The following is a 24,927-nucleotide window of genomic DNA, read 5'->3' on the forward strand; positions in this document are numbered from 1 at the left end:
CGGTGGGCAGGGCCGCCCAGACAGCTACGGGCCGAAGTGGGCGTACGCGGCCCACCGCGCCGGCATCCCCGGGTAGCGGCGGCGCAGTTCCTGGCCGGCCCGGTGCAAAGCGACCGGGCTGCGGGACGCGTCCGGGCGGTCGCCGATCGCCTCGTAGAACAGGCGGGCGGTCTCGGCGGCCGTGCCGTCGGGGATGCTCCACAGCGTCCCGACGACGTGCTGGAAGCCGGCCGCGTGCAACGCCGTGCCCAGGTGGATCACCTCCGCGGACGCGGAGGCGCTGGTCAGGACGGTCTGGCAGGCGGAGAGGTAGGCGAGCCGGCCGTGCGGGGCCCGGCCGGCGAGCAGCCGGCGGACGGTGAGCGGGCCGTCGTGCAGGTGCAGGGCGCTGTCCGCCGGGTGGTTGGGGTAGCTGATCGCGTGGCAGGCCACGTGCAGCCACTCGGTGTCGCGCAGCGTGTCGCGGACCCGGTCGCGGGTGGCCTCGTCGTCGAAGATGTGCCGGGCGTGCGGGAAACGGGCCAGGATCCGGTCCATCTCGGCGTTGACGCCGGCCAGGGTGGCGCGGATCCCGACCAACTGGACCCGGGTGGTCTCACCCGAGGCGGGGCGGCGGGCGGCGGCGAGCAGGGACTTCACGGTCGGGGTGTACGAGGAGACGGTCGCGTCCAGCACGGACGGGCCGCCGTCGACGCCTGCCGCGTGCAGGGGCAGGGCGGCGAGTTCACCGGTCGGGACCCACCAGATCCGCGGCGGCGGCGGGCCGAGGTGGTCCAGGACCGGGCCGGTGACGTGGTGCCACAGCCAGGAGAGGACGGCGTTCAGCGGTTCCTGGGCGGCGCGGGTCATGTCCGGGTCGGCCGGGCTGAGTTCGGCGAACGGCAGCGCGTCGTGGAAGGTGGCGACCTGGTCCCGTACCGCATCGGGGGTGAGCCCGGGCAGGGGCACCGCGGTGACGCCCGCCGGGGTGAGCACCAGCGCGTCGCTGCCGAAACGACTGATATTGATCGTCACGACGGGTCCACCGGCCGCCGCCGGGAGCAGCTGTGCCAGGGTCGCCGGTGCCAGGAAGTCGGCGCAGCCGGGGAGGCGGCGGATGCGGTCGACCGTACTGTCCCATTCTCTGACCAAGGCCTGTCGCCGGTCGACGTCGCTGTGGTCGCCCGCGTGTGTCGTGCCGTGGCCGGGGGCGGACACCGCCAGTTCGTCGCCGATCCGGCGCAGGTCGGCGACGAGTTGCGGGCCCTGCCGGGGGTCGGCGGCCAGGATCTCGTCGAAGTCGGCGCGCGCGTCCAGGGCCCGGCCGATGAGCAGGCCGCGGCCCTGTTCCAGCAGTTCCAGGGCGCGGCCGGGGGCGCCGGCGCGCACCGCGGCGCTCGCCGCGTCGGAGGCGAGGTCCGACCAGCGGGAGAGTTCCCGGAGGTGGTCGTCGGGGCTGAGCTGGCGGCCGACGAGCCGCGGCAGCAGCGCGACGGCCCGCCGGAAGCCTTCGTCGGCGACCGCCCAGCGCTCGACCCGCCCGCCGAAGTCGCCCAGCAGGATCGCCGCCCGGAAGCGGACCTCGGTGGTCACCGCCGGGTCGCCGGCGACGGGCCGGGCCTGTTCCACCGCGGCGTCGAAGTCGGCCTCCCGGGAATTGTCGGCTTCGAAGCGCTGGTACAGCGCCAGCGCCAGTCCCAGCCGGTGCGCGGCCCGGTGCACGCCCAGCTCGGCGGACATCTCGCCGAGCAGTGCCGACTGATGCGTGATGATCTCGTCCAGGACCCCCGCGTCGGGTACGGCGATATGCCGCCCGGTCAGCGCGTCGATCAGGTCCTTCCGGTATTTCCGGCGCTGCGCGTCGGAGATCTCGCCCCGCAGCGCCTGCTGGAGCCAGGCGATCTCCTGGTCGGCCTCGTCGGCCAGCTGGGAGTCGGGGTGGGTGTGTGCCTTACGCTTCGCGGCCAGGACGGTGTACCCCTCGTGGAGCACGCGCTTCAGGTCACCCACCGGCCGTGCCGGGTCGGCGGCGGTGTCCGCGTCCGGGTTGTAGTGGCGCAGCATGAAGGCGATGGTGGCGTCGGCGGAGCTGTCGTCCAGGTCGGCCCGCAGAGTCAGGGCCCGGATCGCGGTGCTGACGGCGAGGTGCTGTGCCGCGGGAGCGTCCGCGGCGACCTTCAGCCCTTTGCCGTCTCGCACACGCTGACTGAGAACGATCGCCTCGTCGAGGTCTTCCCGCTGGCGGGTGGCCCGGAACCGCTGGAGCAGCATTCCGGCCAGCTGCGCCGCGGCCGCCTCCCATTCCTCGCCCGGCGCCGCGGTCCGCAGGGTGGCGCGCATCGCCGCCACCCCGACGTCGAGGTCATCCCCCGGGTCCGGCCGGTCCCGTTCGGCCCGCAATCGCAGCGCATGGCCGAGCATCCCGGTGAAGTCGGCGTCCGCCGACGCCTTCTCCGTGGCCTTGCTCAGAGCGACGACGGCAAGGTCCAGGTCCGCGGCGGAACCGCCGGTTCCATAGCGCACGAGCAATTCCTTGCCGAGGAAGTAGAGCGCGTCACGGCCCCGATCGTCCCCGGGTTCCTCGGTGGCGAACACTTCCAGCCAGGCGGACACCTCCACCACCGGCGGCACCGGCTCGCCGCGTCGCCGCAGGACCAGCAGGGTCTCGGCGTGGGCCAGGGCGCACGCCCGCTGCACCGCACTGCCCGCCGGTGCCTCGTCGCGCGCCCGCCGGAACGAGTCGGCCAGGCCGATCAGGCCGAGATCGCCCTTCAGCTGAACGAATGCGGCCCGCAGCAGGAAGGCCGCCGCGTTCAGCGCGGGACCGAAGGCCGGGTCGTCAAGCGTGAGCACGTCCAGGGCCCGGGCGTGGGCGAACACGGCATCCCGGGCCGCCGCGGCGTCGTCCGGGCGTTTCACGCACCGGGCCAGGTACGCCTGCGCCAGGTTTCCCCACAACGAGTACGGTCCCGGTGGCGGCAGCAGACCGAGCGCACCGCGGTAGAACTTGATCGCGAGGTCGAGGTCCTGGGTGCCGCCCGTGCCTCGGAGATCCAGCATGAACCGGTACTTCAGCGTGAACCCGAGCGTCGACCACACCTGCGCGGCGACCTCCGGGTAGAGGTCCGGTGACGCGGCCGCCGGAGCGAGCGCCTCGACGATCCGGTTCAGGACGTCCGGCGGGACGTCGTCCCCGTACGCGTCGAGCAGGCGGCTCACCTCACGTTCCAGGCGTTCCACCGATGCGTTGAAGGTCGCGGCCCTGTCAGGTGTACCCGGCACGACGGTGATTGTCGCAGAGACATCGATCTCTCTGACAGAATCACCCGCATGGATTCCGTCGGCAACCCGTCAGCACGCCCCTTCCCGGAACCCGGTTCGGGCAGCGAGCGCGGGGCGGGCGAACTGCTGCTCGCCGTGATCACCGGCTCGGCGCTGGCCCCCTTCGTCCAGGGCGTGGCCACCAAGGCCGGCGAGGACGTCTACGCGAAGATCAAGGACTTGCTGGTACGCCGCCGCGCCGCACCCGCCGCCGAACCGCCGCCCACGCCGATCGTGCTCGCCGATCCGCGCACCCGGATCGCCGTCGAACTCCCCGCGACCCTCCCCCGAACCGAAGCCGCCCGGCTGGCCGCGGTCCGCGTCCCTGCCGCCGGCCGCGACGACTGGCTGCTGGTGCGGTACGAACCGGACGACTCACAGTGGACCGTCCGGGTGGTGACCGATCCCCCCGCGACGGCGATCGAGGTCGAGCCGGGCTGACGCCGCCGCCGCATGTTCGACCCCCTGCCTCGCCACGCGCAGTCTCCCGTACCGCTACCGGATCCCCCGGTGGCGGGCGCGCCGATGCCGGCCTTCACCCCGCTGGGCGAGCCTGACGTCGTCGCCGGCTGCGACTACCGGATGACGTTCGGCGCTTCGTCGGCCTGATCGTCCGCCCGCTCGCCCGTCACCGGGGCCCGGTGGCGCAGCGGGGACAGCAGCACCGGCAGGAAGCCGAACAGGAACCCGACCGCGCCGACCAGCATCGCCGTGCGCACCCCGAAGAACTGGCCGAGAAGGCCACCGACGAGACCGCCCAGCGGCAGGGTGCCCCAGACCATGAACCGCATGGTCGCGTTCATCCTGCCGAGCAGATGCGCCGGGGTGAGCGCCTGCCGGAGGCTGACCTGGGCGATGTTGTAGACGGTGGCGCCGAAGAAGGTCACCGACCAGCCGATGATCGCCGCCCACAGCAGCCAGCCCTCGCGGGCGAACGGCAGCAACAGGCCGAAGGGTGCTGTCACCAGGACCGACAGCCAGATCACCCGGTTCTGGCCGAGGCGGCCGGTGACCCGCTCCGCGCTGAGGGCCCCGGCCAGGGCGCCCAGCCCGGCCACTGCCATCAGCAACCCGATGGTGCCCGCCGACAGGCCCAGGGTCCGCGCCAGCAGCAGCAGCACCATCGACTCCAGGATCGCGCTGAAGAAGTTGAGCCAGGCGGTGGAGAACGCGATGGCGCGCAGGACCGGGTTGGCGAGCACGAAGCGGAGGCCCTGCACGATCTCCGGACCGATCCGGGTGCGGGGCTGGTGGGGGGCCACCTCCTCCACGGAACGGATCCGGCTGACGAAGAGCGCGGACACGAGGAAGCTGACCGCGTCGAACAGCGCCGCGAGCGGCGCGCCGACCAGTCGGACCAGCAGGCCGCCCAGTGCCGGCCCGCCGATCATCGCCACGTTGTGGACGGCCTCCAGTTTGGAGTTGCCTTCCACCAGCTCGTCGGACTTCACCAGGTACGGCAGGTAGCTCTGGTAGGCGACGTCGAAGAAGACCGTGAGCACGCCGCTCAGCAGAGCGACGGCGTACAGCTGTGGCATCGAGAGCATGTCCAGCGCCCAGGCTGCCGGGACCGACCCCAGGACGACCGCGCGCCCGAGGTCGGCCGCCAGCAGCACCCGCCGGCGGCGCATCCGGTCCACCAGAGCGCCGGCCGGCAGGCCGACCACCAGGAAGGCCAGGTATTGGAAGGTCATCAGGAGCCCGACCTGGAACGGCGGCGCGTGCAGCACGCCGACCGCGATCAGCGGCAGAGCGAGGACACTGATCTGGCTGCCTATGTGGCTGACCGACTCGGCGAAGAGCAGTTGCCGGAAATCATGGTGGTACAGCAACCCTCGCCGTTTGGTCATCCGCAGAGTATTGCAAACCCGGACAGTCGTTTCCCGCCCACATGACCACAAATCTCATCGGCAACCGTCGCTGCACGCCTCACGGGCTGGCGAGTACCGGATGTCCCAGGGACGCCGAGGCGATTCCCGCCGAGACGGCCATCAGGGCCGCCTGGACGCGGCCCCGGACACCCAGCTTCTCGAACACGTGTGAGGAATACGACTTGACTGTGGCCTCGGCCAGGTTGAGCCGTCCAGCGATCTCGACGTTGGACAGCCCTTGGGCGATGAGACACAGGACGGCGAATTCCCGCTTGGTGAGGGCGGCGGCGATCTTCGCGGCCGCGTCGCCGGACGCGGCGGGCAGCAGGATGAAGTTCTTGAACAGCTGAGTGATGAACGGCGAGGAGACGAAGACGTGGCCTTGACGAGCTTCGCTCATTGCGGTGAACAACACCTCCGGAGGGGCGGACTTGTCGACGATGCCACCCGCCCGGGTGGCGAGCGCGGCCATCAACTGGTCGTTCGTCAGGTGCCGCCCGAGCAGCAGCACGATGGGAGCCTCGTCGTGCAGGGTGTCGCGCAGGTGGGTGACGACTTCGACGCCGCCGTCCGGGGTGAGGTCCACGTCGCAGATGAGCACCTCGGGCCGCAGGCTGGCGGTCAGCGTGATCGCCTCTTCGCTGTCGACGGCCTCCCAGACCTGCGCGCCGCCCGGCCACGCCTGCAGGTAGTGCTTCAGGCCGGCCCGGGTGAAACCTTCCGGTGCGGCGATCAAAATCTTCAGGTCCTGCTTTTCCCCGTTGTTCATGGTTCTCCTTGTGGGCGCCGCACGGTGTCGATAAGGGACGTCCCGGGCCGGACCGGACTGACCACAATCAGCCAGATCGCATTCGGCTACCCCCATTGGCAGCCCACCCTTCAATATTGCGACAATGCACCGAAAGACGGTGGCACTGAAACATTACAGAAAGGCAATCAGAGAATATCGCCGGCCGACTCCGATCGATACTAAGCGATCAAGCACCGTCACCGCAACCGACGTCAGGCCGTCACGACGCCCCGGCCGACCGGACCGTTTCCGCACGACAGGGGGCATGTAAGCCCTACCGCACGCCCGGCCGCCCCTTCCCGCCGCCTGCCGCTGGAACAGCATTCCATCTTATTTCTACTGCCCAGTTAAGCGATTTCAGTAAACGTAATAAATAGGCTTCGATAAGCCGCAGTAAACGATGGATGGCGAGGGAATCATCGAAAGTTGTTCCCAGTCAAAACGTTGGGCCCATTGGCGGCACGGCGCGCATCTCGTAGTCTCGAAGAATCGCATTCACCGAGGCAGAGAAAGCCGTGTGTGCACCTCAGAGCCCGTTTCGCGCCGAGAACACCACGAGAACCTGAAACCACTCAGCGTGGAGGAGCTCGACATGCCCGACACCATTCCGGCTCGGTCCACCCCGGACGGCACGGCATCATCGCCGGACCCCGGCGCCGTTGGCCACATCGCTGTCATCGGCATGGCCGGTCGCTTTCCCGGCGCTCGCCACATCGACGAGTTCTGGCAGAACCTGCTCGACGGAAAGGACTCGATCACCCGCGTCGGTGACGGGGAAGCAGTCGCCGCCCGCGGCCTGCTGGACGATCCCGAGGTCTTCGACGCGGAGTACTTCGGCATCCCGCCCGCGGTGGCGCGTGTCATCAACCCCCAGCAGCGGCTGTTCCTGCAGTGTGCGGTGGAGGCCCTGGAGAACGCCGGACACGACCCGGTCCGCCACCCGGGGACCGTCGGGGTGTACGCCGGAGGCGGCGAGAACGCGTACGCCCAGGTCCTGCGCTCGTATCTGGGCGTCCTGCCGTCGTTGTCGGAATGGGAGATCCGGGTCGGCAACGGACCTGACTTCCTGTGCAGCCAGGTTGCCCACAAGCTGGGGCTGCGCGGCCCGGCCGTCACGGTACAGGCCGGCTGTGCCACTTCCCTGCTGGCCGTCCACCTCGCGGTCCAGGGCCTGCTCGCGGGCGACTGCGACCTGGCGTTGGCCGGCGGCGTCACGGTCCGTGTCCCGGCCGGCATCGCGGTGGTCGACGACGTGGGCCTGCAGGCGCCGGACGGCTACTGCCGGGCCTTCGACGCGTCCGCCCGCGGCCCGGTGGGAGCGGACGGTGTGGGGCTCGTGGTGCTGCGGCGGCTCGCCGACGCCGTGGCCGACGGGGACCGCATCGACGCGGTCCTGCGCGGCTCGGCCGTCAACAACGACGGCGCCAACCGGCTGAGCTTCACCGCACCCAGCGTGAAGGGGCAGGCAGCGGTGATCCGCAAAGCTCAGCGCGCCGCCGGGATCACGCCGGAGTCCTGCACGTACGTCGAGGCGCACGGCACCGGCACCCGGCTCGGTGACCCGATCGAGATCGCCGCGCTGACCAGCGCGTTCGCAGCCGACGGCGGGACGGCCGGGCGCTGCGGGATCGGATCGGTGAAGACCAACATCGGGCACGCGGACGCGGCGGCCGGCATTGCCGGTCTGATCAAGACCGTTCTGGCGGTCAAGCACGGCGTCCTGCCGGCGAGCCTGCATTTCAGCGTGCCGAACCCGCAGATCGACTTCGACCGGACGCCGTTCCGGGTGGTGGCGGACCAGCAGAAGTGGCAGCCGGAGACGGGGCCGCGGCGCGCGGGGGTCAGTGCGTTCAGCGTCGGCGGGACCAATGCGCACGTCGTCCTGGAAGAGCCGCCCCCGGTTGCGCCGAGCGGACCGCCGTCGTCGGCCGCGCAGGTCCTCGTGCTGTCGGCGAAGACCCCGGCCGCGCTCGCGGCGATGACCCGCCGGCTCGCCGACCATCTCCGGGCGGCTCCGACGACGCCGCTCGATCACCTGTCCTGGACCCTGCAGGCCGGGCGCACGGAGCACAGCCATCGGGCCATGGCCGTGGTCACCGGGCACGACGACGCGGTGGCCGTGCTGACCGGTGAGCGACCGGGGCTGCTTCTCGCGACGGGACCCGTCCGGTCCCGCCCGCTGACGTTCCGGCTGCCGGCCGTCGTGGACCCGCCGGCCGGACGCGCTGTCTGGATGGCGCTGTACCGGGCGCATCCGGCTTTCCGGCAGGCCGTCGACGAATGCCGGGCCCGGGCGGCGTTCGAGGACGACACCGGCTCCCCGGTCCTGCTCACCTTCGTCGGGCACTACGCGACGGCTCAGCTGTGGCGGCGCTGGGGTGCCGAACCGGCCCGGGTCGTCGGGACGGGCATCGGGGCGATGGTGGCCGGGGCTCTGACCGGGCTCATCCCCGCTGCCGAGGCGGCAGACCTGGTGCGGCAGGCCGCCGGCGGCGGCGAGACCAGCAGGCCGGGCGACGCCGCCGACCACGAGCACTGGACCGGGATCCTGCAGCAGGTGACCCCGGCGGACACCACGCCGCCCGCACAGCCCGCCGGGGACGACATCACCCTCGAGATCACGGCGGGCACGTGTCCGGCTGACGAGCGGTCCGTGCTCGACGCGATCGGCCGGCTGTGGCTCTCCGGAGCGCAGATCACCTGGTCCGCGATGCATGCGGGGCACTCCCCCGTCCGGGTCGCCGCACCGGCGTACCCGTTCGAAGGCGGACGCCACATCCTGGAGCCACGCGAAACCGCCCGGCCGGCCGTCTCCGGGCCGGAACCCGGCCCGGATCCCGCGGCCCGCGTGCTGTCCGTGGTCAGCGGACTGTTCGAGGAGATCCTCGGCCTGGCGGAGGTCGACCCCGACGACAGCTTCTTCGACCTCGGGGGTGACTCGCTGCTCGCCATGCGGTTCGTGACCCGGCTGAACGGCTACTTCCCGGTCGGGTTCGCTCCCCGGATGCTCTTCGCGGCGCCCAGTGCGGCGGCGATGACGGCGGCCGTGGAGGAACACCTGGCGCCGGGGGGCCCGCGATGACCCGATGGACGGTCCGCCGGCTCCGGCGCCCGCAGGCGACGACGTCGCTGTACTTCTTCCCGCACGCCGGCGGCTCCCCGGGCGAGTTCGTCCGCTGGTCCGATCACCTGCCCGAATTCCAGGTGTGGGGTGTCCACCTGCCGGGGCGGACCAGCCGGGCGGGTGAACCCGCGTACACCCGGATGGAGCCCCTGGTGGAGGCTCTGGTCTCGGCAGTCACCTTCGCCGAACGGTCGGTCTTCTTCGGGCACAGCCTCGGCGCGCTGGTCGCCTTCGAGACGGCGCGGGAGCTGCGCCGGCGCGGCCTCGCGCCGCCGGCAGGGCTGATCGTCTCGTCATGCCCCGCGCCGCCGCTGCCGCCGGAGGTGACCGCCGAGTCACTGTCCACGCTGGGCGACGACGACCTGTTCGGCCGGGCGGTGCGGCTGTGGGACCTGCCGGCGGCAGATCTGTCCGCCGATCCGGCGTTCAAGAAACACGCGGTCATCAGCCTGCGGGGCGATTTCGCGGTGCTGGAGAACTACCGGTACCGGCCGGAGCCGGCGCTCGACGCCTGGATCACCGTGCTCTCCGGCGACCAGGAGCCCCCGTCGGTGAGGGCTCCGTCCTGGCAGCAGCACACCCACCGGCCGGTCAGCACCGCGGTGCTGCCCGGCGGTCACTTCTACTTCCGACAGCAGCAGCACGAGATCCTGCGGATCCTGCGGGACACCGTGCTGACGAGGGGAGATCATTGATGCGCCGGATAGGTGTCGTGGGTGCGGGAACCATGGGCCGGGGTGTGACGCAGCTCTTCGCCACCTCCGGGCACGAGGTCGTCCTGGTGGACGTCAGCAAGCCGGCGCTCGACGCCGCGCGGGACAGCATCAGGTCGGCGGCCCGGCTGGCGGTGCTGGTGCGGCCCGGCTCCGCGCCGCCGCCCGCGGAGGAGGTTCTGGGGCGGGTCACGTTCACCACGGACCTGGCCTTGCTGGGCGATGTGGAGTTCGTCGTCGAGAACGTCACCGAGCGGTGGGAGGTCAAGCAGCCGCTGTACGCGCAACTCGACGCGGTGTGTCCCGCGGAGACGCTGTTCGGGGTCAACACCTCGGCCATGCCCATCACCCGGGTCGCGGGCGCGACCCACCGGCCGGGGCGCGTGATCGGAACGCACTTCATGAACCCGGCGCACCTCAAGCCCACGGTCGAGGTGATTCGCGGTCATCGCACGTCGCAGGAGACCGTCGATCGGACCCTGGCTCTGCTGGAGCAGGCCGGCCGCAAGCACGTCCTGGTGGGTGACTCGCCGGGCTTCGTGACCAACCGGGTCCTGATGATCACGATCAACGAGGCGATCGCGCTGGTGCACGAGGGGATCTCCTCGCCCACCGATGTCGACCGCCTGTTCAAGGAATGTTTCGCCCATGCGATGGGGCCACTGGAGACGGCCGACCTCATCGGGCTGGACACCGTGCTGCTCTCGCTCGAAGTGCTGCACGGCGAGTTCGGCGAACTCAAGTACGTACCGAATCCGCTGCTGCGCCGGATGGTGGAGGCCGGCCGGTGCGGGCGCAAGACGAATCAGGGCTTCTATCCGTACGGATCGGGGAATCACGACCATGAGTGACGACTTGCGGGACCGCATCCGGGCCTTCGTGTTGACGCAGACACCCGGCAGCGTGGTGGACGACGATGACGACCTGTTCGCCAGCGGCCTGGTGAACTCCCTCTTCGCGGTCCAGCTGGTCCTGTGGCTGGAGCAGACGTTCGGCCTGCGGGTGGAGAGTCAGGAACTCGTACTGACCACGTTCGCGACGATCGACTCGATCGGGGACTTCGTGGCGGGCAAGCAGGCCGGCGCGGCGGTGCCAGATGGATCTTGAGCTCTCGCCCGAACAACGCCGATTGCGTACGGAGGTGATCGCCTTCGCCCGCGCCGAGCTCGGGCACGACGTCGCCGCCGATGACCAGGCTGGGCGCTTCCCGTCGCAGGACTGGCGCCGCTGCGCGGACTTCGGGGTCCTCGGCTGGCCGATCCCCCAGGCGTACGGCGGATCCGGTTTCGACCCGCTGACCACCGTCGTCGCGCTGGAGGCGCTGGGTTACGGGTGCCGCGACAACGGGCTGGTGTTCGCCGTCAACAACCATCTCTGGGGTTGCGCGATCTACCTGATGCTGCACGGCACGGCGGAGCAGAAGGAGCGTTACCTGCGGCCGCTCGCCACCGGATCCCTCATCGGTGCGCACGCGCTGTCCGAGGAGCAGGCCGGGTCGGACGTCCTGGCGGTCGCCACCACCGCGAAACGCGACGGCGACGGTTACCGGCTGGACGGCAGCAAGTGCTTCGTCAGCAACGGTCCGGTCGCCGACGTCTTCATCGTCATGGCCCGCACCGGCGACCGGGCTGCCGGGCAGGACCACCTGTCCGCGTTCGTCGTCACCAGTGACATGCCCGGCGTGGCCGTGCGGCGTGAGCGGCCCAAGATGGGGCTGCGCACCGCACCGATGGGTGTGGTGACCTTCGACGGCACCCCCGTTCCGGCCGCCAACCTGCTGGGCCGCGAGGGCAGTGGCTACCGCGTCTTCGCCGCGACCATCGACTGGGAGCGTGCGTTCATGTTCGCTCCGCAGGTGGGTGCCATGGAACGGCTGCTGGAGGCCTCGGTCCGGCATGCCACGTCCCGGCACCAGTTCGGGCAGGCGATCGGCGGTTTCCAGGCGGTATCGCATCAGCTGGCGGACATGAAGATCCGGCTGGAACTGGCCCGGATGCTGCTCTACCGGGTGGGCTGGCTGAAGCGGGAGGGCCGTCTGGCGCTGCTGGAGACCACGATGGCGAAGATCTTCGTCAGTGACAGCCTGGTGCAGACGGCGTCCAGTGCGATGACCATCCACGGTGCCCGCGGGTACCTGACGGAGGACGGCATCGAACGGGAGTTGCGCGACGCGCTCGGCGGCCCCATCTACGGCGGTACGAACGCGGTGCAGCGCGGTGTCCTGGCCGAGCTGCTGGGTGTCTCCGGGGCGCTGCACCACAGAGGTCCGCGATGACCCGGATCGCGCCGACCCGGATCGCGCTGGCGACGCCGGTGCCCGAGGATCTCGCCGAGGAAGTGGCCAAGCGGGTCTACTTCGTCTCCGACGTCATCACCGGTTTCTCGCTGGTCCACTCGCAGGGACACATCACGGCGGTGGACGTGACCACCAGCACCGCGGCGGATCCCGGCCACACCGCGGAGCTCACCCGCAAGCTCAACCAGGTGATCGCCACCGATGTGGCGGGCCAGCGGCACCTGCCGCCGCGGGTGATCTGGCGCAACGACGGCTCGGGCACGGTCCGCGACGTGTTCGACGACCTGGTGGCTCGGGGCGTCGCGTTCGAGACCGGCGAGGGTCAGATCGCGGTCGGCGAGCCGTTCCTGTCGCTGATGGACGTCCTGGACGCGCGGCTGCTGGCGCTGGTGAAGGAGCAGTTCACGGCCCAGGACGTGCGCTACCCGACCTTGATCGGCTCGGACGTCCTGCGCCGCACCGGCTACCTCGGCTCGTTCCCGCAGCTGGTGATGTTCGTGTCGCGGCTGCACGACGACACCGACGCCTACACCGGGTTCCTCGACGCGATCGGCACGGACGGCAGCCTGTCCCAGGCGTGGCGCACGCACGGCGGCGACATCGACTACTGCCTGCCACCGACCATGTGCTTCCACACCTACCAGCAGTTCACGGAGCGGCAACTGCCGTCCCCGTCGACCACGGTGACCGCCCGCGGCAAGTCGTTCCGGTTCGAGAGCCGGTACCGCCGCTCGCTGGAACGGCTGTGGGACTTCACCATCCGCGAGGTCGTGTTCCTGGGCTCGCGGGACTTCGTCCTCGACGCCCGGACCCGGCTGATGGACAGTACGTACACCCTGCTGGACTCGCTCGGGCTGGGTGGCCGGTGCGAGGTCGCCAACGACCCGTTCTTCCTGGCCGGCGCCGACAGTACCTGGTCCCAGCGCCTGCTCGAGGCCAAGTACGAGCTGCGGCTGCCGCTGGACGACTCCCGGGACGTGGCTGTCGGCTCGTTCAACTTCCACGACCAGCACTTCGCGTCCGCATTCGGCATCCGCTGCGCAGCGGACGAGCCGGCCTTCACCAGTTGCGCGGGCTTCGGGCTGGAGCGGTTGACCTACGCGTTCCTCTGCCGCCACGGCGTCGAGCCGGCCGGTTGGCCGGCGGCGCTCCGAGCGGAGGTACGGACATGAGCGCCGCCGCCCGCCTGCTGACCCTGTCGGCGGCGTCGTCCGCAGACCTCGAACGTGACACCGACGAGCTCTGCGCCTGGCTGACGACTCTGGACGACACCGCGTTCGCCGGGTTGCCCGTCGTGCCGGACACCGGTCCCGCCGGGCGGCCGGCCCGGCGCGCGGTGGCCGCCAGCACCCCCGTGGACGCGGCACGCTGGCTGCGCAGACGCGACCCGCGGCGGGTCTTCACCGCCGGCCCGGATCGACCGGCCGGCACGGTGTTCCTGTTGTCCGGGGTCGGCGACCAGTACCCGGGTCTCGGCGGGCAGCTCCACCGGTCGTTGCCGGTGCTGCGCCGGGAGCTCGACCGCTGCCTGGACCTGCTCGCCGCCGAGGAGGACCTGGACCTGCGGCCGATGCTGTTCACCGCGGACCCGCCCGGCCCCGGCCTGGATCTGACCGCCCTCTTCGACCGGCGCGGGACAGCACAACCGATCCACCAGACGGCCGCTGCCCAGCCCCTCATGTTCGCTCTGCAGTACGCGCTGGCCCAAGCCCTGATCGAGCTGAGCACGCCGCCCGTCGCCCTGGCCGGATACAGCCTCGGGGAATACGTCGCCGCGTGCGTCGCGGGGGTGCTGCCGGTCGAGGACGCCTTACGGGTGGTCGCCCGCCGGGCCCGCCTGATCGACGAACTACCGCGCGGGGCGATGCTCGTCGTCAACGCCGGAGACGACGCCGTGCGGCCGCGCCTGCGGGGCGGGGTGTCGGTGGCGGCGGTCAACGGACCGGATCAGTGCGTGCTGTCCGGGTCGGCCGCGACGGTCGAGGAGCTGGCGCTCGACCTGACCGCCGCGGGGTGGGCCTGCCAGCGCCTGCCGACCTCGCACGCGTTCCATTCGGCGATGATGTCCCCGCTGGTGCAGCCGCTGCGGACGCTCCTGGACGCGGTGCCGTTGAGCCCGCCCGCCATACCGATCGTGTCGACGGTGACCGGGACACGGCTGCGCGACGAGGAGGCGACCGACCCGTCGTACTGGGCCCGGCATCTCTGCGAAACGATCCGCTTCGCCGACGCGGTGTCCGAGCTGTGGCGGCTGCCGGATCCGCTGATGGTCGAACTCGGCCCGGGACAGAGTCTGGCCCGGCTCGTGCAGCAGCATCCCGGCCGGCCGGCGACGGCGCGGACCCCGATCGTGCAGACCCTCCCCGGCCAGTTCGAGAGCCGCACCGAGAGTGAGGTCCTGCTGGCCGCCGCCGGGCAGCTGTGGGCGTCCGGAGTCGATGTCGACCTGCCCGCCATGGTCGCCGAACCCCAGGGAGGTGCCGGATGGACAGCCGGCCACGTGTGACGCGAGCCGACCACCGCGCCGAGCCCGTACCGTTGTCGTGCTCGCAGGAACGGCTGTGGTTCCTGCTGAAGCTGCATCCGGGCATCCGCGCCTACCAGTTCCAGGCGACGATCGCGCTGACCGGGAAACTGAACACCGGCGCCCTGCGGCGGGCCCTGACCGAGATCGTGCGCCGCCACGAGATCTACCGCACGACGTTCGCCGACGGTCGCACCGGGCCGAGGCAGATCGTGCACCCGCCGTTCATGGTGGACCTGCCCGTGACCGACCTGCGCGACGCGCCCGATCCGGAGGACGCCGCACGCCGGACGCTGGCGGACGCGGTCGCGATCGACGTTCCGGTGGAGGAGTTGCCGCTGGTGCGGTGGCGGCTGCTGCGCGTGGCCGACGACCGGCATCTGCTCCTGCACCTGGAACACCACCTGATCCACGACGGCTGGGCGTTCAACATCTTCCTGGAGGAGCTGAGTGTGCTGTACCAGGCGTACACCGGCGGGCAGCCGTCGCCGCTGAGCGAACCCGAGATCCAGTTCGCCGACTTCGCTGCCTGGCAGCAGAACTGGGTGCGCGGGCCCGGCGCCCAGCGGCAACTCGACTACTGGCGCCGGCAGCTCGACGGAGTGGCCCACCTGGTCGACCTGCCGGCCGATCACCCGCGCGCCACCAAACGGCGTTTCGCGGGTGCGGCACCCCGGTTCGTCCTCGCGGCAGAGCTGGCCGACGGTCTGCGCACCCTGGCGCGGCGTGAGCGGGTGTCGCTGTTCGTGGTGATGCTGGCGGCCTTCTCCGTACTCCTGCAGCACTGGTCCGGAAAAGATCACTTCTGTGTCGCCTCGGGTGTCGCCGGGCGCAGTGATCCGGCGACCCACGGGCTCCTCGGCATGATCGTCAACACCGTGGCGCTGCGGGCCGACCTGCACGGCGATCCGGACTTCACCGAACTGCTGAAACGGGTACGGGCCACCACGTTCGGCGCGCTGGAACACCAGGACGTCCCGTTCGACCAGGTGGTCGCCGCGCTGCGCCCGCAACGGCAACCGGGGCGTCAGCCGCTGAGCGACGTCGGGTTCTCCTTCCACGACTCGCCGCTGCGGACCGTGCCGATGCCGGACCTGCGGGCCGAGGTGACGGTCGGCCTGTCCAACCACTCCGCCAAGTTCGACGTGGGCGTGGTCGCGATCCCTCAGGCGGAACAGGTCGTCGGGCAGCCGGGTGTGACAGCGAGCGGGGAAGTGGAACTCGTCTGGGAGTACGACGCGGATCTCTTCGACGCCGCGACCATCACCCGGATGTCCGGACGTTACGAACGGCTGCTCGCCGCGGTCGTGGCCGATCCCGGCGTGCCGGTGTCGGCGCTGATGCGAAAGGCGGTCTGACCGTGGGCGACGCAACCAGCCTGACCGTCTCGGTGCGTGACGCCTGGGCCGAGGTCCTGGGCATCGACAGTGCGGCCGTACCCCTGGATCAGGGCTTCTTCGACGCCGGCGGCAACTCGTTGCTGCTGTTGCTGCTCTGGGAACGGCTCGTCGAGCTGACCGGCGCGGACCTGGCGGCCACCGACCTCTTCGAGCACCCGACCGTGCTGGCCCAGGTGCGACTTCTCGCGGGACAGCCCTCCAGAGCGACGACGGGAGAAACGACATGACCATCCTGCGCGGTGCCACCACCCCGTTCCCGGGCGAGGCCACGATACCTGCGCTCTTCGCCGAACAGGTCCGCACCCGTCCGGACGCGCTCGCGCTGATCGACGGAGACCAGGCACTGACCTACCGGGAACTGGACGAGCGGACCAACCGGCTGGCGAATCTGCTACGGGAGCGGGGTGCCGGCCCGGAGGTTCGGGTCGGCGTCCTCCTCGACCGCGGCCACGAGATGATCGCGGCGATGCTGGCGGTGCTGAAAGCGGGCGGCGCGTACGTGCCGATCAACAAGGCGTACCCGGTCGAGCGCCGGCGGACGATGGCCGTCGAGGCCGAGGTGTCGCTGCTGGTCACGCAGGAGCTGATCGACCTGGCAGCGGCCGGGCCCAGCACGCCCGTCGCCGTGGACGCCGCGGCCGGTTCGCGGTCGCTCGCCTATGTGCTGTTCACCTCGGGCTCCACCGGGCGGCCCAAGGGCGTCATGGTGGAGCACCGGTCGGTGCTGCGCCTGGTCCGCGAGACCGACTACGTGGATCTCGGACCGGACGAGAGGATCGCCCAGGTGGCGGACCCGTCGTTCGACGCGTTCACGTTCGAGGTGTGGGGCGCGCTGCTCAACGGCGGCACCCTGTGCATCATCCCCACTGCCGCCGTGCTCGGCCCCGGCCAGCTCAAACAGGCCCTGGCCCAGCACCGCGTCACGACGATGGTCCTGGCGACGGCCCTGTTCGCCGAGGTGATGGCGGACCGCCCGGACACCTTCACCGGCCTGCGGAACCTGCTGGTCGGCGGCGACGTGCTCAACGTGGCCCACGCCCGCCGGCTGGTCGAGGACCCGGAGCACCGACCGGCCCGCCTGCTGAACGTGTACGGCCCGACGGAGACCACGACCTTTGCGACGTACGCCGTCGTCGAGGCGGTGGACGCCGACGCCAGATCGATCACGATCGGCAGCCCGATCGCCAACACCTCGTGCTACGTGCTCGACGCGGACCGCAAGCCGGTGGCGGCAGGTGAGTCCGGCGAGCTGTTCATCGGTGGCCCGGGAGTGGCCCGGGGGTATATGGGCCAGCCCGAACAGACCCGGGACCGGTTCACCGCCGACCCGTTCGACGAGGCCGGCGACGCCCGGATGTACCGGACCGGGGACCTGGTCCGCGGCGGCCCGGACGGCATGCTGCAGTACCTGGGACGTATCGACGACCAGGTCAAGATCCGGGGGTACCGCGTGGAGCCGGGCGAGGTGGAGGCAGCGCTCAGCTCCCACTCGCAGGTCCAGCAGGTCGCCGTGGTCGCCGAGCGCTCCGGGGGCGACCGGCGGCTGGTCGCCCATGTCGTCCCCGCGTCGCCGGAGCTGGCGCCGGCCGAGTTGCGCCAGTTCCTGGCCGCCCGGCTTCCGGAATGGATGGTCCCGGCGCTGTTCGTCCTCTCCGAGCAGCTGCCGCTCACCACCAACGGGAAGATCGACAAGGCGAGGCTCCCGGAGGTGCCGGACCAATTCGCGGCGGACACGGCCGCGCAGCCGCGCACCGAGCTGGAGAAGGAGCTGGCGGCGATCACCGCGGAGATGCTCGGGCTGGGGTCGGTCGGGATCACCGATGACTTCTTCGCGCTCGGGGGGCACTCCCTGCTGGCGATGCGGCTGCTGTCGCGGGTCAACGACCAGTTCGACACCTCTGTGGGGCTCGGCGCATATCTGGACGAGCCGACGGTCGAACGGTTGGCCGCCGAGGTCTCCGATGGGCGGTGACCATCCGGTCTCGTACCCCCAGAAGGGCTTGTGGATCCTGGACCGGCTGCATCCGGGTCGTTCCACCTTTGCCGTTCCCCTGGTCTATCGCATCGACGGCGATCTGGACATTGCCTCCCTGGAGCAGTCGATCGGTGAGGTGGCCGGCAGGCACGAGGTGCTGCGGACGGTGTACCGCCGCGACGGCCGCACCGTCCGGCAGGTCGTGCGGGACCCGGAGCCGATACGGGTGCCGGTCATCGACGTCACCGCCGACCGGAGTCCGGAGGCGGAGGCGGCGCGCCTGGCCGCAGCCGAGGCGCGGCGGCCGTTCGACCTGGGCACCGGTCCGGTTCTGCGGTCGTTGCTGCTGCGCACGGCCGCGCGCCGGCACTGGCTGTGCCTGACCCTGCATCACATCGCCTGCGACGGGTGGTCGATCCACCTGCTGAACAGCGAGTTGTCCGCGATCTACCGGTCTCGGGTGACCGGGTCCGCATCGCCGCTGCGGGTCCTGACGGAGCAGTACTCGGACTTCGCCGAGTGGGAGGCCGCCCGTCAGGACAGTCCGGTCGTGCGGGCCGACCTGGAGTACTGGTGCCGGCGCCTCGCCGATGTCCCGGCGCCGGCGACGATCCCGCCCGACCGTCCCCGCGGTCCCCGCACCGGGTCCGGCGGGCGGGTGTCCTTCACCGTCGCGAAGCCGGTGGCCGACCGGGTGAGCAGCCTGGCCGCCGAGTGCCGGGCGACGCCGTTCGCGGTGCTGCTCGCCGCGTACGCGATCCTGATCCACGCCCGCAACGGCGCCCAGGACGTGGTGGTCGGCCTGCCGGTGACCGCGCGGGAACGGGAAGCCCACCACCATCTGATCGGCATGTTCGTCAACCCGGTCGCCGTGCGGCTGGCGGTGACGGACGCCAGCTGTTTCCGGGATCTCGTGTGCCGGGCGCGGGAGGAGAGCCGGGCCGCCATCGCGCACCGCAGCGCGCCGTTCGAGCGGGTGGTCGAGGCGCTGAGTCCGGTGCGACGGCCCGGGATGCATCCGGTCTTCCAACTGGTGCTGTCCTGTCAGGCGGACGCACCCGCCGGCCTCGAACTGCCGGGTTGCGCGGTGGAGACGACCTTCGGTGAGACGTCGACGGCCAAGGCGGACATGACGCTGGGCCTCACCGCGGGAGCCGACGGCTACTCGGGACGGCTGGAATACAGCACCGACCTGTTCGAGGAGTCCACCGCCCGCGCCCTGGCGGCGCAGTTCCAGGATATTCTCGCCGCCGGGACCGAGCACCCGCTGCACAGCCTGTCTCAGAGCCGGCGGAACTCGTAGAGCACGTAGTCGATGTTCATCTCCCCGACGGCTTCCTCGACCGTCAGGTGCAGCACTTCACGGCGGTAGGGCGAGCCGGTGAAGCCGCCCAGGGCGGCGACCTCGCGGAGCCGGGCCGGGTTCCCGAGGGTGTCGCTGAAGCCCAGGAAGACCCGGCCACCGGCGGTCAGGTGCCGGCCCGCCTCGGCGAAGAACCGCTGGTGCATGGCGTAGCCGGCGTCCAGGCCGGCGTACTCGATGCCGCTCTCGTACCGGAAGTCGGCCGGGGCCTCGACGAACGGTGAGTTCCAGAAGATGATGTCGAACCGGTCGGTCTCGGCCAAGGCGTCGAACAGGTCGCTGACGAGCACCGTCACCTGCTTGTCCACGCCGTGCCGGGCCGCGTTCAGGTTCGTTGTCGCGACTGCGGCCGGGTTGATGTCGAGGGCGCAGACCCGGGAGCAGCCGGACTGCACGGCGATGACTGCCGTCACGCCGGCTCCGCAGCCGACCTCGAGGAAGGAGGCGGCCTCGGCGTACGGCAGCCACGCCGTGAACAGCTTCGTGGCGGGTGCGCTGCCGGGCCACACCTCGGGAAGCAGTGCCCATTCCCGGTCGAAGGCGGTGAAGGTCTCCCGCGGAGGGCCCTCTCTGAAACGGGTCAGCTCCCGGCGGCTCAGCTCATAGCTCAGGTCGTTGAACAAGCGTCCTCCTGACGGTACGGGGCTTCGGCGGCGAGCCGGCGAAGCGCGTCGCGGTCGGCTTTTCCTCGGGAATTCAGCGGCAGCACGTCGAGATGCAGGAAGACGCGGGGAATCGCCGGTACGGGCAGCAGTCCCCGCAGTGCGCCCTGCAACTCGCGGGACGTCATCGCGGTGCCGGTGTAACCGGCGACCAGTTCGGTGACGCCGTTACGGGTGGTGGTGGCCACGACGGCCTCGCGCACTCCCGGGACCTGCCGCACGGCCAGCTCCACCTCGGCCAGCTCGGTCCGGAACCCGCGTACCTTGACCTGGTCGTCGAGCCGGCCGAGGTGCACCAGTTCGCCGGACTCGCGGCGTACCCGGTCCCCGGTCCGGAAATAGTGCTCCGGCGCGGGCCGCCCCGGACCGGTGTGCCCCAGGAACCGGTCGCGGTTCTCCGCCTCGTCCAGATAGCCGTCGAAGCGTTGCGGGCCCCGCACGCAGAGCTCGCCGGTGTCCTCGAGGATCACGTGATCGAGGTCGTCGTGAGGGTAGCCGATGGGCACGGTGCCGTTTCCCGTCGGTGGCCAGTCCTTCGGGTCTGCCGGCAGCCGGTACTGGGCGCACGCCACGGAGAGCTCCGTGGGTCCGTAGATGTTGTCGATGCGTGATTGCGGTGCCAGCCGGTGCCAGGCCCGCACCTGGTCGTAGGTCACCTGCTCCCCGCCGAACACGCTGTAGCGCAGCGGGACCGTCGTGGACTCGGGGAACCGGCCGAGCTGCCGGCTCACCGCGATGACGGACGGCACGGAGAACCAGTGGGTGAGGCGCCGTTGCGTGATGTAGTCCAGTGGGCTGAAAGCCTGGACCGGGCTGGGCACCACCAGGACGCCACCGCCGCCCCAGGTGACGAACAGGTCGAAGACCGAGGGGTCGAACGTCAGGTCGAAGCTGTGCGACATCCGGCAGTCCGGGCCGACCTCGAACCGGGCGATGTTGCGCTCGATGAACGCCACCACGTTGCGGTGCCGGATCGGGATGCCCTTCGGCCGGCCGGTCGTGCCGGAGGTGAACAGCACGTAGGCTTCGCTGTCCGGGACCGCGCGGTACGGCGGCAGGGTTCCGGCCGGTCGCATCGACCGCACCGCGTCGTCGGTCAGGACCACTTCGGCGACGTCGCGGTGCCGGGCGGTGGCGTCGGCGATCACCAGGTCCAGGCCGGCGGCTACCTGGATCTCACGGTGGCGTCTCGCGGGGTCGGCGACGGATAGGGGCACGACGGCGGCGCCGAGCCGCAGGACGGCGAGATAGCCGGCGTACGCGACGAGGCTCCGCGTGGCCAGCAGGCCGACCCGGCGAACGTCGCCGTGGGCCGCCGCGACGCATTCCGCGACGGCTTCGCAGGCCATCGACAACTCGCGGTAGCTGACGGCGCCGGTGGGAAGCTCGACTGCGATGGCCTCGGGAAGGCGCTCCGCGGTCGAGGCGAACAACTCGTACAGGCTGGCACTCAAGACACGCCACCGGTCATGGAACCGACGGTAACAAGCCCTCGATCCCCCCCGACAGAGTACGAAAGTCGTCAACTGCCCACACCAAGGATGGTGCCCCGGCGGTGTCCTGGATGCGTCCGTCCCCCTCGGCCGAGATCTGCGCCGACCCCGGGCACGGATAAGCCCGGGCCGCTCTGCCACGGCCCGGGCTTCTTCCGGTGATCAGTGCTTCGGCGTCCCGGCCTCCGGCTTGTCGCCACCCGTCGCCGGCTCGCTCCCGGTCGTCGGCCCGGCTGCGGGCCCACTCGCGATCGTCGGCCCGGCCGCGGGCTCGGCCGCGGTCGCCGGGTCGGCCGTAGGCTTGACCGGGGTCACCGTCTCCGGCACGGCCAGTGGTGTGGCCTCGGTCGCCGTGCCGCCCGCCGCGTGCCCCTCGGTCGCCGCCGCACCCGCGCCGTGGCCCGCACCCGCGCCGTGGCCCTCCGCCGCCGTGTCGTGCGACTTGCGACGGTGGAACGTGAAGGTCATGAAGACCACGATCAGCGCACCCACCACCAGGCCGATGATCGCGCTCGCCACCGTGTTGACCAGCCAGCCGACCACACCGCCGAGGGCGCCGGTCGCGTCGTGCGCCGCCTCCTCCATGTGGTGCACGAACTCGTAGATCGGGTGGAAGCCCAGCTCGTCGGTGCCGATCAGCAGGATGTGCCCGCCGACCCAGAGCATCGCGGCGGTACCGATCACGGTGAGCGCGGTCAGCACCTTCGGCATCGCCTTGACCAGGCCGCGGCCGAACTTGGCGGCGCCCGCACTGTCGCCCTCGGACAGGCGCAGGCCGACGTCGTCCATCTTCACGATCGCGCCGACCGCGCCGTAGACCAGCACCGTCATCACGACCGCGACGATCGCCAGGATGATCAGGCGGTTCCAGAACGTCTCGTCGGCGACCTCGTTCAGCGAGATCACCATGATCTCGGCGGAGAGGATCAGGTCGGTGCGGATCGCGCCGCCGATCAGGGTCTTCTCGTCCGGCGCCGCCTGCTCGCTCTGGTGCGCGTCGTGGTGGGCGATCTTGGCCCACACCTTCTCGGCGCCCTCGTAGCAGAGGTAAGCGCCACCGATCATCAGCAGCGGCGTCAGCAGCACCGGCAGGAACTCGCTGAGCAGCAGGATGACCGGCAGAATGATCAGGAATTTGTTGCGCAGCGAACCCAGGGCGATGCGCTTGACGATGGGCAGCTCGCGCTCGGCGGCGAGCCCGCGGACGTATTGCGGCGTAACGGCGGCGTCGTCGATGACCACCCCGGCGGCCTTGGCCCCGGCCTTGGCAGCAGCGACGCCGACGTCATCGACGGATGCGGCGGCCGCGCGGGCCAGGACCGCCACATCGTCCAGCAGTGCTGCGAGTCCAGCGCTCAAGGAAGGTCCTCTCCAATATCTGCGTGCTTTTCAGGCTCATTCTCGCCCAGGACGCCTACCCACGCATGACCACCCTCACACGTTCACGCGCCGCCACCCGTGACGATGACAGCCAGTCCCGAACCGATCTCGGCGTGCTCATCCTCCGGCACGAGGATCCTGGTCAGCACGCCGGCGGCCGGGGACGGCACCTCCGTGTCGACCTTGTCGGTGGAGACCTCCACCAGCGGCTCCTCGAGGTCCACGGTCTCACCGACGCGTTTGAGCCAGCGCGTCACCGTCCCCTCCAGCACCGACTCCCCCAGCCCCGGCATCAGCACGACGATCTCCTCACCGGGCGAGGCCGGCGACGCATCCGGCGATGCGGCCTGCGACGCATCCGGCGATGCGGCGAGCAATGCGGCAGACGGTGCGGCAGGCGGTGCGGCAGGCGGTGCGGCAGGCGGTTCCTCGGCCGGTTCGGGCACGCCGGGTACGGGCTGGCGCATCTCGACGACCGCGAGCTCGGCGCCGACCGGGGCTGCCTCGTCCTCGGCCACGGTGATTTTGATCAGGACACCGCCAGCCGGTGCCGGGAGCTCGGTGTCCACCTTGTCGGTGGACACCTCCAGCAGCGGCTCGTCGATCTCGACGGTGTCACCCTCCTGCTTGAGCCAGCGGGTGACCACCCCCTCGGTCATCGCCTGACCCAGCTGCGGCATCGTCACGGCAATGGTGAAAGAGGACGACGGCACGGGTACGGGCACCGGCGCCGCAGCCTTGCCCCACAGCAGTGGCTGGACCTCGTCCTGGCGCACCTCACCGGCCAGCGCCACGTACCGCCGCGCGAGCGTCTCCGTCCCGGCACCCGCTCGCACGCTCTCCCCCGCACCCGCACCCGCCGCCGGCACGCTCTCCCCGGGGTCCGCCGGCAGCAGCGCGACCAGGTGCTCGCCGGTGGTCGCCACCAGTTCACCGCCGTCCCCCAGGAGCAGGCCGCGCACCGGACCGGGCAGCCGCACCGTCCCGTACCGCGCGCCGGTGAGCAGATCCCAGGACCGGATCTCGCCGGCCTCGGTGCCGGTGACGAGCAGCGGCACCCCGTCGCGCGCGCCCACGGTCACCGCGCTCACCGGGTCGGGGTGTGGCAGCGTACGGACGATGCCGTGCCCGGACACGAACGCCGCCTGATGATCGTCGGCGATGAGCCGGCCCGCCCAGTACACCCGGTGGCCGATCAGCAGCGCTTGCACGGGCAGCACCGGCTCGTCCAGCACACCCCAGCGCCGGCCGCTGCGCAGGTCCAGCAGCACCGGGGCGCCGGCGTCCGGGAGCAGCAGGACCGCCGGCCGCCCGGCGATCTCCACCAGGCTCAGCCCCCGGGTCTGCCGGCGCGCCAGGATCGGGTCGGCGACCGGGTGGCCGGTGGTCGCGTCGTGCAGGTGCAGCCGGCCGTCCTCGTCCACGGACGCCAGCACCGTCGTGCCGAAGGCGCTGCCGACGACGACGGCCGCGACCGGGTGCGTGTGCCGCAGCCGGGCCCGGAACCGGACCGCGCCGGTGCGGAAGTCGTACGCCCGGACCGTTCCTCCCGCCGACCCCACGATCACCGCCCGGCGGCCCTGCCACATGCCGAACCCGACAGCCGTCACCCGGTGGTCGCCGCTCGCGTCACTGACCCGCACCGGACGCCACGGCAGCGGGTCCTGGCCGGGCAGGGTGCCGATCCGGGCGGCCAGGTCGTGCCGGCCCGCCCGCACCGCCAGCAGCGCGAACAGGAACCGCCGCTGTGCCGGGTCGGCGATCCCGGCGGTTTCCCGGTAGGCGGCGCCGATCGTGCGCGCAACAGGTTCCGGCGCGGCGTCGAGGGCGCCGCCCACCACGGCCGGCTCGGCCGTCATCAGGTAGCCGGGGTCGGTCAGCACCTCCTCGATCCGCTGGGCCTGGTGGGCGTGGTCGGCGGCGTTCCGCAGCAGGTAGGGCGACGCCACGTCCCAGCGCCGCACCTCGGGTTCCGCCGGTGACGCCAGCGAGGACAGCAGGCGGTCCAGGACGGCGCCGGCGTCCAGGGCCGGCAG

General features: G+C 71.2%; 18 protein-coding genes and 1 pseudogene. 12 read left to right on the forward strand and 7 right to left on the reverse strand.

From position 1 onward, the window contains the following. Positions 1 to 24: 24 nt before the first annotated feature. Positions 25 to 3,261: a CHAT domain-containing protein gene (locus LPA41_RS42800; RefSeq protein ID WP_229074951.1), complete on the reverse strand. Its 3,237-nt coding sequence runs from the start codon at positions 3,259 to 3,261 to the stop codon at positions 25 to 27. A 48-nt stretch (positions 3,262 to 3,309) separates the two neighbouring features. Between LPA41_RS42800 and LPA41_RS32565 the strand changes: the two genes are divergently transcribed. Continuing rightward, positions 3,310 to 3,741, forward strand: coding sequence for a hypothetical protein (locus LPA41_RS32565; protein ID WP_229074952.1), 432 nt, complete (start codon positions 3,310 to 3,312; stop codon positions 3,739 to 3,741). A gap of 134 nt (positions 3,742 to 3,875) precedes the next feature. Here the strand turns inward: LPA41_RS32565 and LPA41_RS32570 are convergent, their stop codons facing one another. After that, a complete protein-coding gene (locus LPA41_RS32570) occupies positions 3,876 to 5,150 on the reverse strand; it encodes an MFS transporter (protein ID WP_229074953.1) in 1,275 nt (424 codons plus the stop codon). A gap of 79 nt (positions 5,151 to 5,229) precedes the next feature. Beyond that, the gene (locus LPA41_RS32575) at positions 5,230 to 5,940 is read right to left on the reverse strand and encodes a response regulator transcription factor (protein WP_229074954.1); all 711 of its coding nucleotides are present in this window, start codon (positions 5,938 to 5,940) and stop codon (positions 5,230 to 5,232) included. 613 nt (positions 5,941 to 6,553) lie between these two features. Between LPA41_RS32575 and LPA41_RS32580 the strand changes: the two genes are divergently transcribed. Genes LPA41_RS32580 through LPA41_RS32630 form a run of 11 tightly spaced genes read left to right on the forward strand, consistent with a single transcriptional unit; the run spans position 6,554 to position 19,296 of the window. Then, complete coding sequence (locus tag LPA41_RS32580; RefSeq protein ID WP_229074955.1) at positions 6,554 to 9,043, forward strand: beta-ketoacyl synthase N-terminal-like domain-containing protein; 2,490 nt, start codon at positions 6,554 to 6,556, stop codon at positions 9,041 to 9,043. Further along, positions 9,040 to 9,780 (forward strand): thioesterase II family protein, encoded by a 741-nt coding sequence (locus LPA41_RS32585; RefSeq protein WP_229074956.1) that lies wholly within the window; start codon positions 9,040 to 9,042, stop codon positions 9,778 to 9,780. Before LPA41_RS32580 ends, LPA41_RS32585 begins: the two co-directional genes overlap by 4 nt. After that, positions 9,780 to 10,649 carry a 3-hydroxyacyl-CoA dehydrogenase family protein gene (locus LPA41_RS32590; RefSeq protein WP_229074957.1) on the forward strand — a complete coding sequence of 290 codons (870 nt, stop codon included), beginning with the start codon at positions 9,780 to 9,782 and terminating at the stop codon, positions 10,647 to 10,649. The genes LPA41_RS32585 and LPA41_RS32590 overlap by 1 nt, the downstream gene beginning before the upstream one ends. Continuing rightward, positions 10,642 to 10,905 (forward strand): phosphopantetheine-binding protein, encoded by a 264-nt coding sequence (locus LPA41_RS32595; protein ID WP_229074958.1) that lies wholly within the window; start codon positions 10,642 to 10,644, stop codon positions 10,903 to 10,905. The genes LPA41_RS32590 and LPA41_RS32595 overlap by 8 nt, the downstream gene beginning before the upstream one ends. Then, positions 10,895 to 12,073 carry an acyl-CoA dehydrogenase family protein gene (locus LPA41_RS32600; protein ID WP_229074959.1) on the forward strand — a complete coding sequence of 393 codons (1,179 nt, stop codon included), beginning with the start codon at positions 10,895 to 10,897 and terminating at the stop codon, positions 12,071 to 12,073. The genes LPA41_RS32595 and LPA41_RS32600 overlap by 11 nt, the downstream gene beginning before the upstream one ends. Next, entirely contained in the window at positions 12,070 to 13,266 is a 1,197-nt protein-coding gene (locus LPA41_RS32605; RefSeq protein WP_229074960.1) for a hypothetical protein, read from the forward strand. Before LPA41_RS32600 ends, LPA41_RS32605 begins: the two co-directional genes overlap by 4 nt. Then, a complete protein-coding gene (locus LPA41_RS32610) occupies positions 13,263 to 14,600 on the forward strand; it encodes an acyltransferase domain-containing protein (protein WP_229074961.1) in 1,338 nt (445 codons plus the stop codon). The genes LPA41_RS32605 and LPA41_RS32610 overlap by 4 nt, the downstream gene beginning before the upstream one ends. Then, a complete protein-coding gene (locus LPA41_RS32615; protein WP_229074962.1) occupies positions 14,579 to 15,976 on the forward strand; it encodes a condensation domain-containing protein in 1,398 nt (465 codons plus the stop codon). Before LPA41_RS32610 ends, LPA41_RS32615 begins: the two co-directional genes overlap by 22 nt. A 2-nt stretch (positions 15,977 to 15,978) precedes the next feature. Further along, a complete protein-coding gene (locus LPA41_RS32620; protein WP_229074963.1) occupies positions 15,979 to 16,245 on the forward strand; it encodes an acyl carrier protein in 267 nt (88 codons plus the stop codon). Continuing rightward, positions 16,242 to 17,990: a non-ribosomal peptide synthetase gene (locus LPA41_RS32625; RefSeq protein ID WP_229074964.1), complete on the forward strand. Its 1,749-nt coding sequence runs from the start codon at positions 16,242 to 16,244 to the stop codon at positions 17,988 to 17,990. The genes LPA41_RS32620 and LPA41_RS32625 overlap by 4 nt, the downstream gene beginning before the upstream one ends. Further along, entirely contained in the window at positions 17,980 to 19,296 is a 1,317-nt protein-coding gene (locus LPA41_RS32630) for a condensation domain-containing protein (RefSeq protein WP_229074965.1), read from the forward strand. Before LPA41_RS32625 ends, LPA41_RS32630 begins: the two co-directional genes overlap by 11 nt. Here LPA41_RS32630 and LPA41_RS32635 read toward each other — a convergent pair. From LPA41_RS32635 to LPA41_RS43365, 4 genes and pseudogenes are all read right to left on the reverse strand, one after another. Further along, positions 19,275 to 19,979, reverse strand: a complete 705-nt coding sequence (locus LPA41_RS32635; RefSeq protein ID WP_229074966.1) for a methyltransferase — start codon at positions 19,977 to 19,979, stop codon at positions 19,275 to 19,277. The two genes, LPA41_RS32630 and LPA41_RS32635, sit on opposite strands and share 22 nt — an antisense overlap. Next, positions 19,964 to 21,472 (reverse strand): AMP-binding protein, encoded by a 1,509-nt coding sequence (locus LPA41_RS32640; RefSeq protein WP_229074967.1) that lies wholly within the window; start codon positions 21,470 to 21,472, stop codon positions 19,964 to 19,966. Before LPA41_RS32640 ends, LPA41_RS32635 begins: the two co-directional genes overlap by 16 nt. 201 nt (positions 21,473 to 21,673) lie before the next feature. Continuing rightward, positions 21,674 to 22,870: a DUF808 domain-containing protein gene (locus LPA41_RS32645; protein WP_229074968.1), complete on the reverse strand. Its 1,197-nt coding sequence runs from the start codon at positions 22,868 to 22,870 to the stop codon at positions 21,674 to 21,676. An 86-nt stretch (positions 22,871 to 22,956) separates the two neighbouring features. Continuing rightward, positions 22,957 to 23,571 (reverse strand): annotated as a pseudogene (locus LPA41_RS43365) (biotin/lipoyl-containing protein); the annotation flags it as partial. Between the last annotated feature and the right edge of the window lie 1,356 nt (positions 23,572 to 24,927).

Source organism: Actinoplanes sp. DH11, assembly GCF_020873875.1.
Lineage (GTDB): Bacteria > Actinomycetota > Actinomycetes > Mycobacteriales > Micromonosporaceae > Actinoplanes.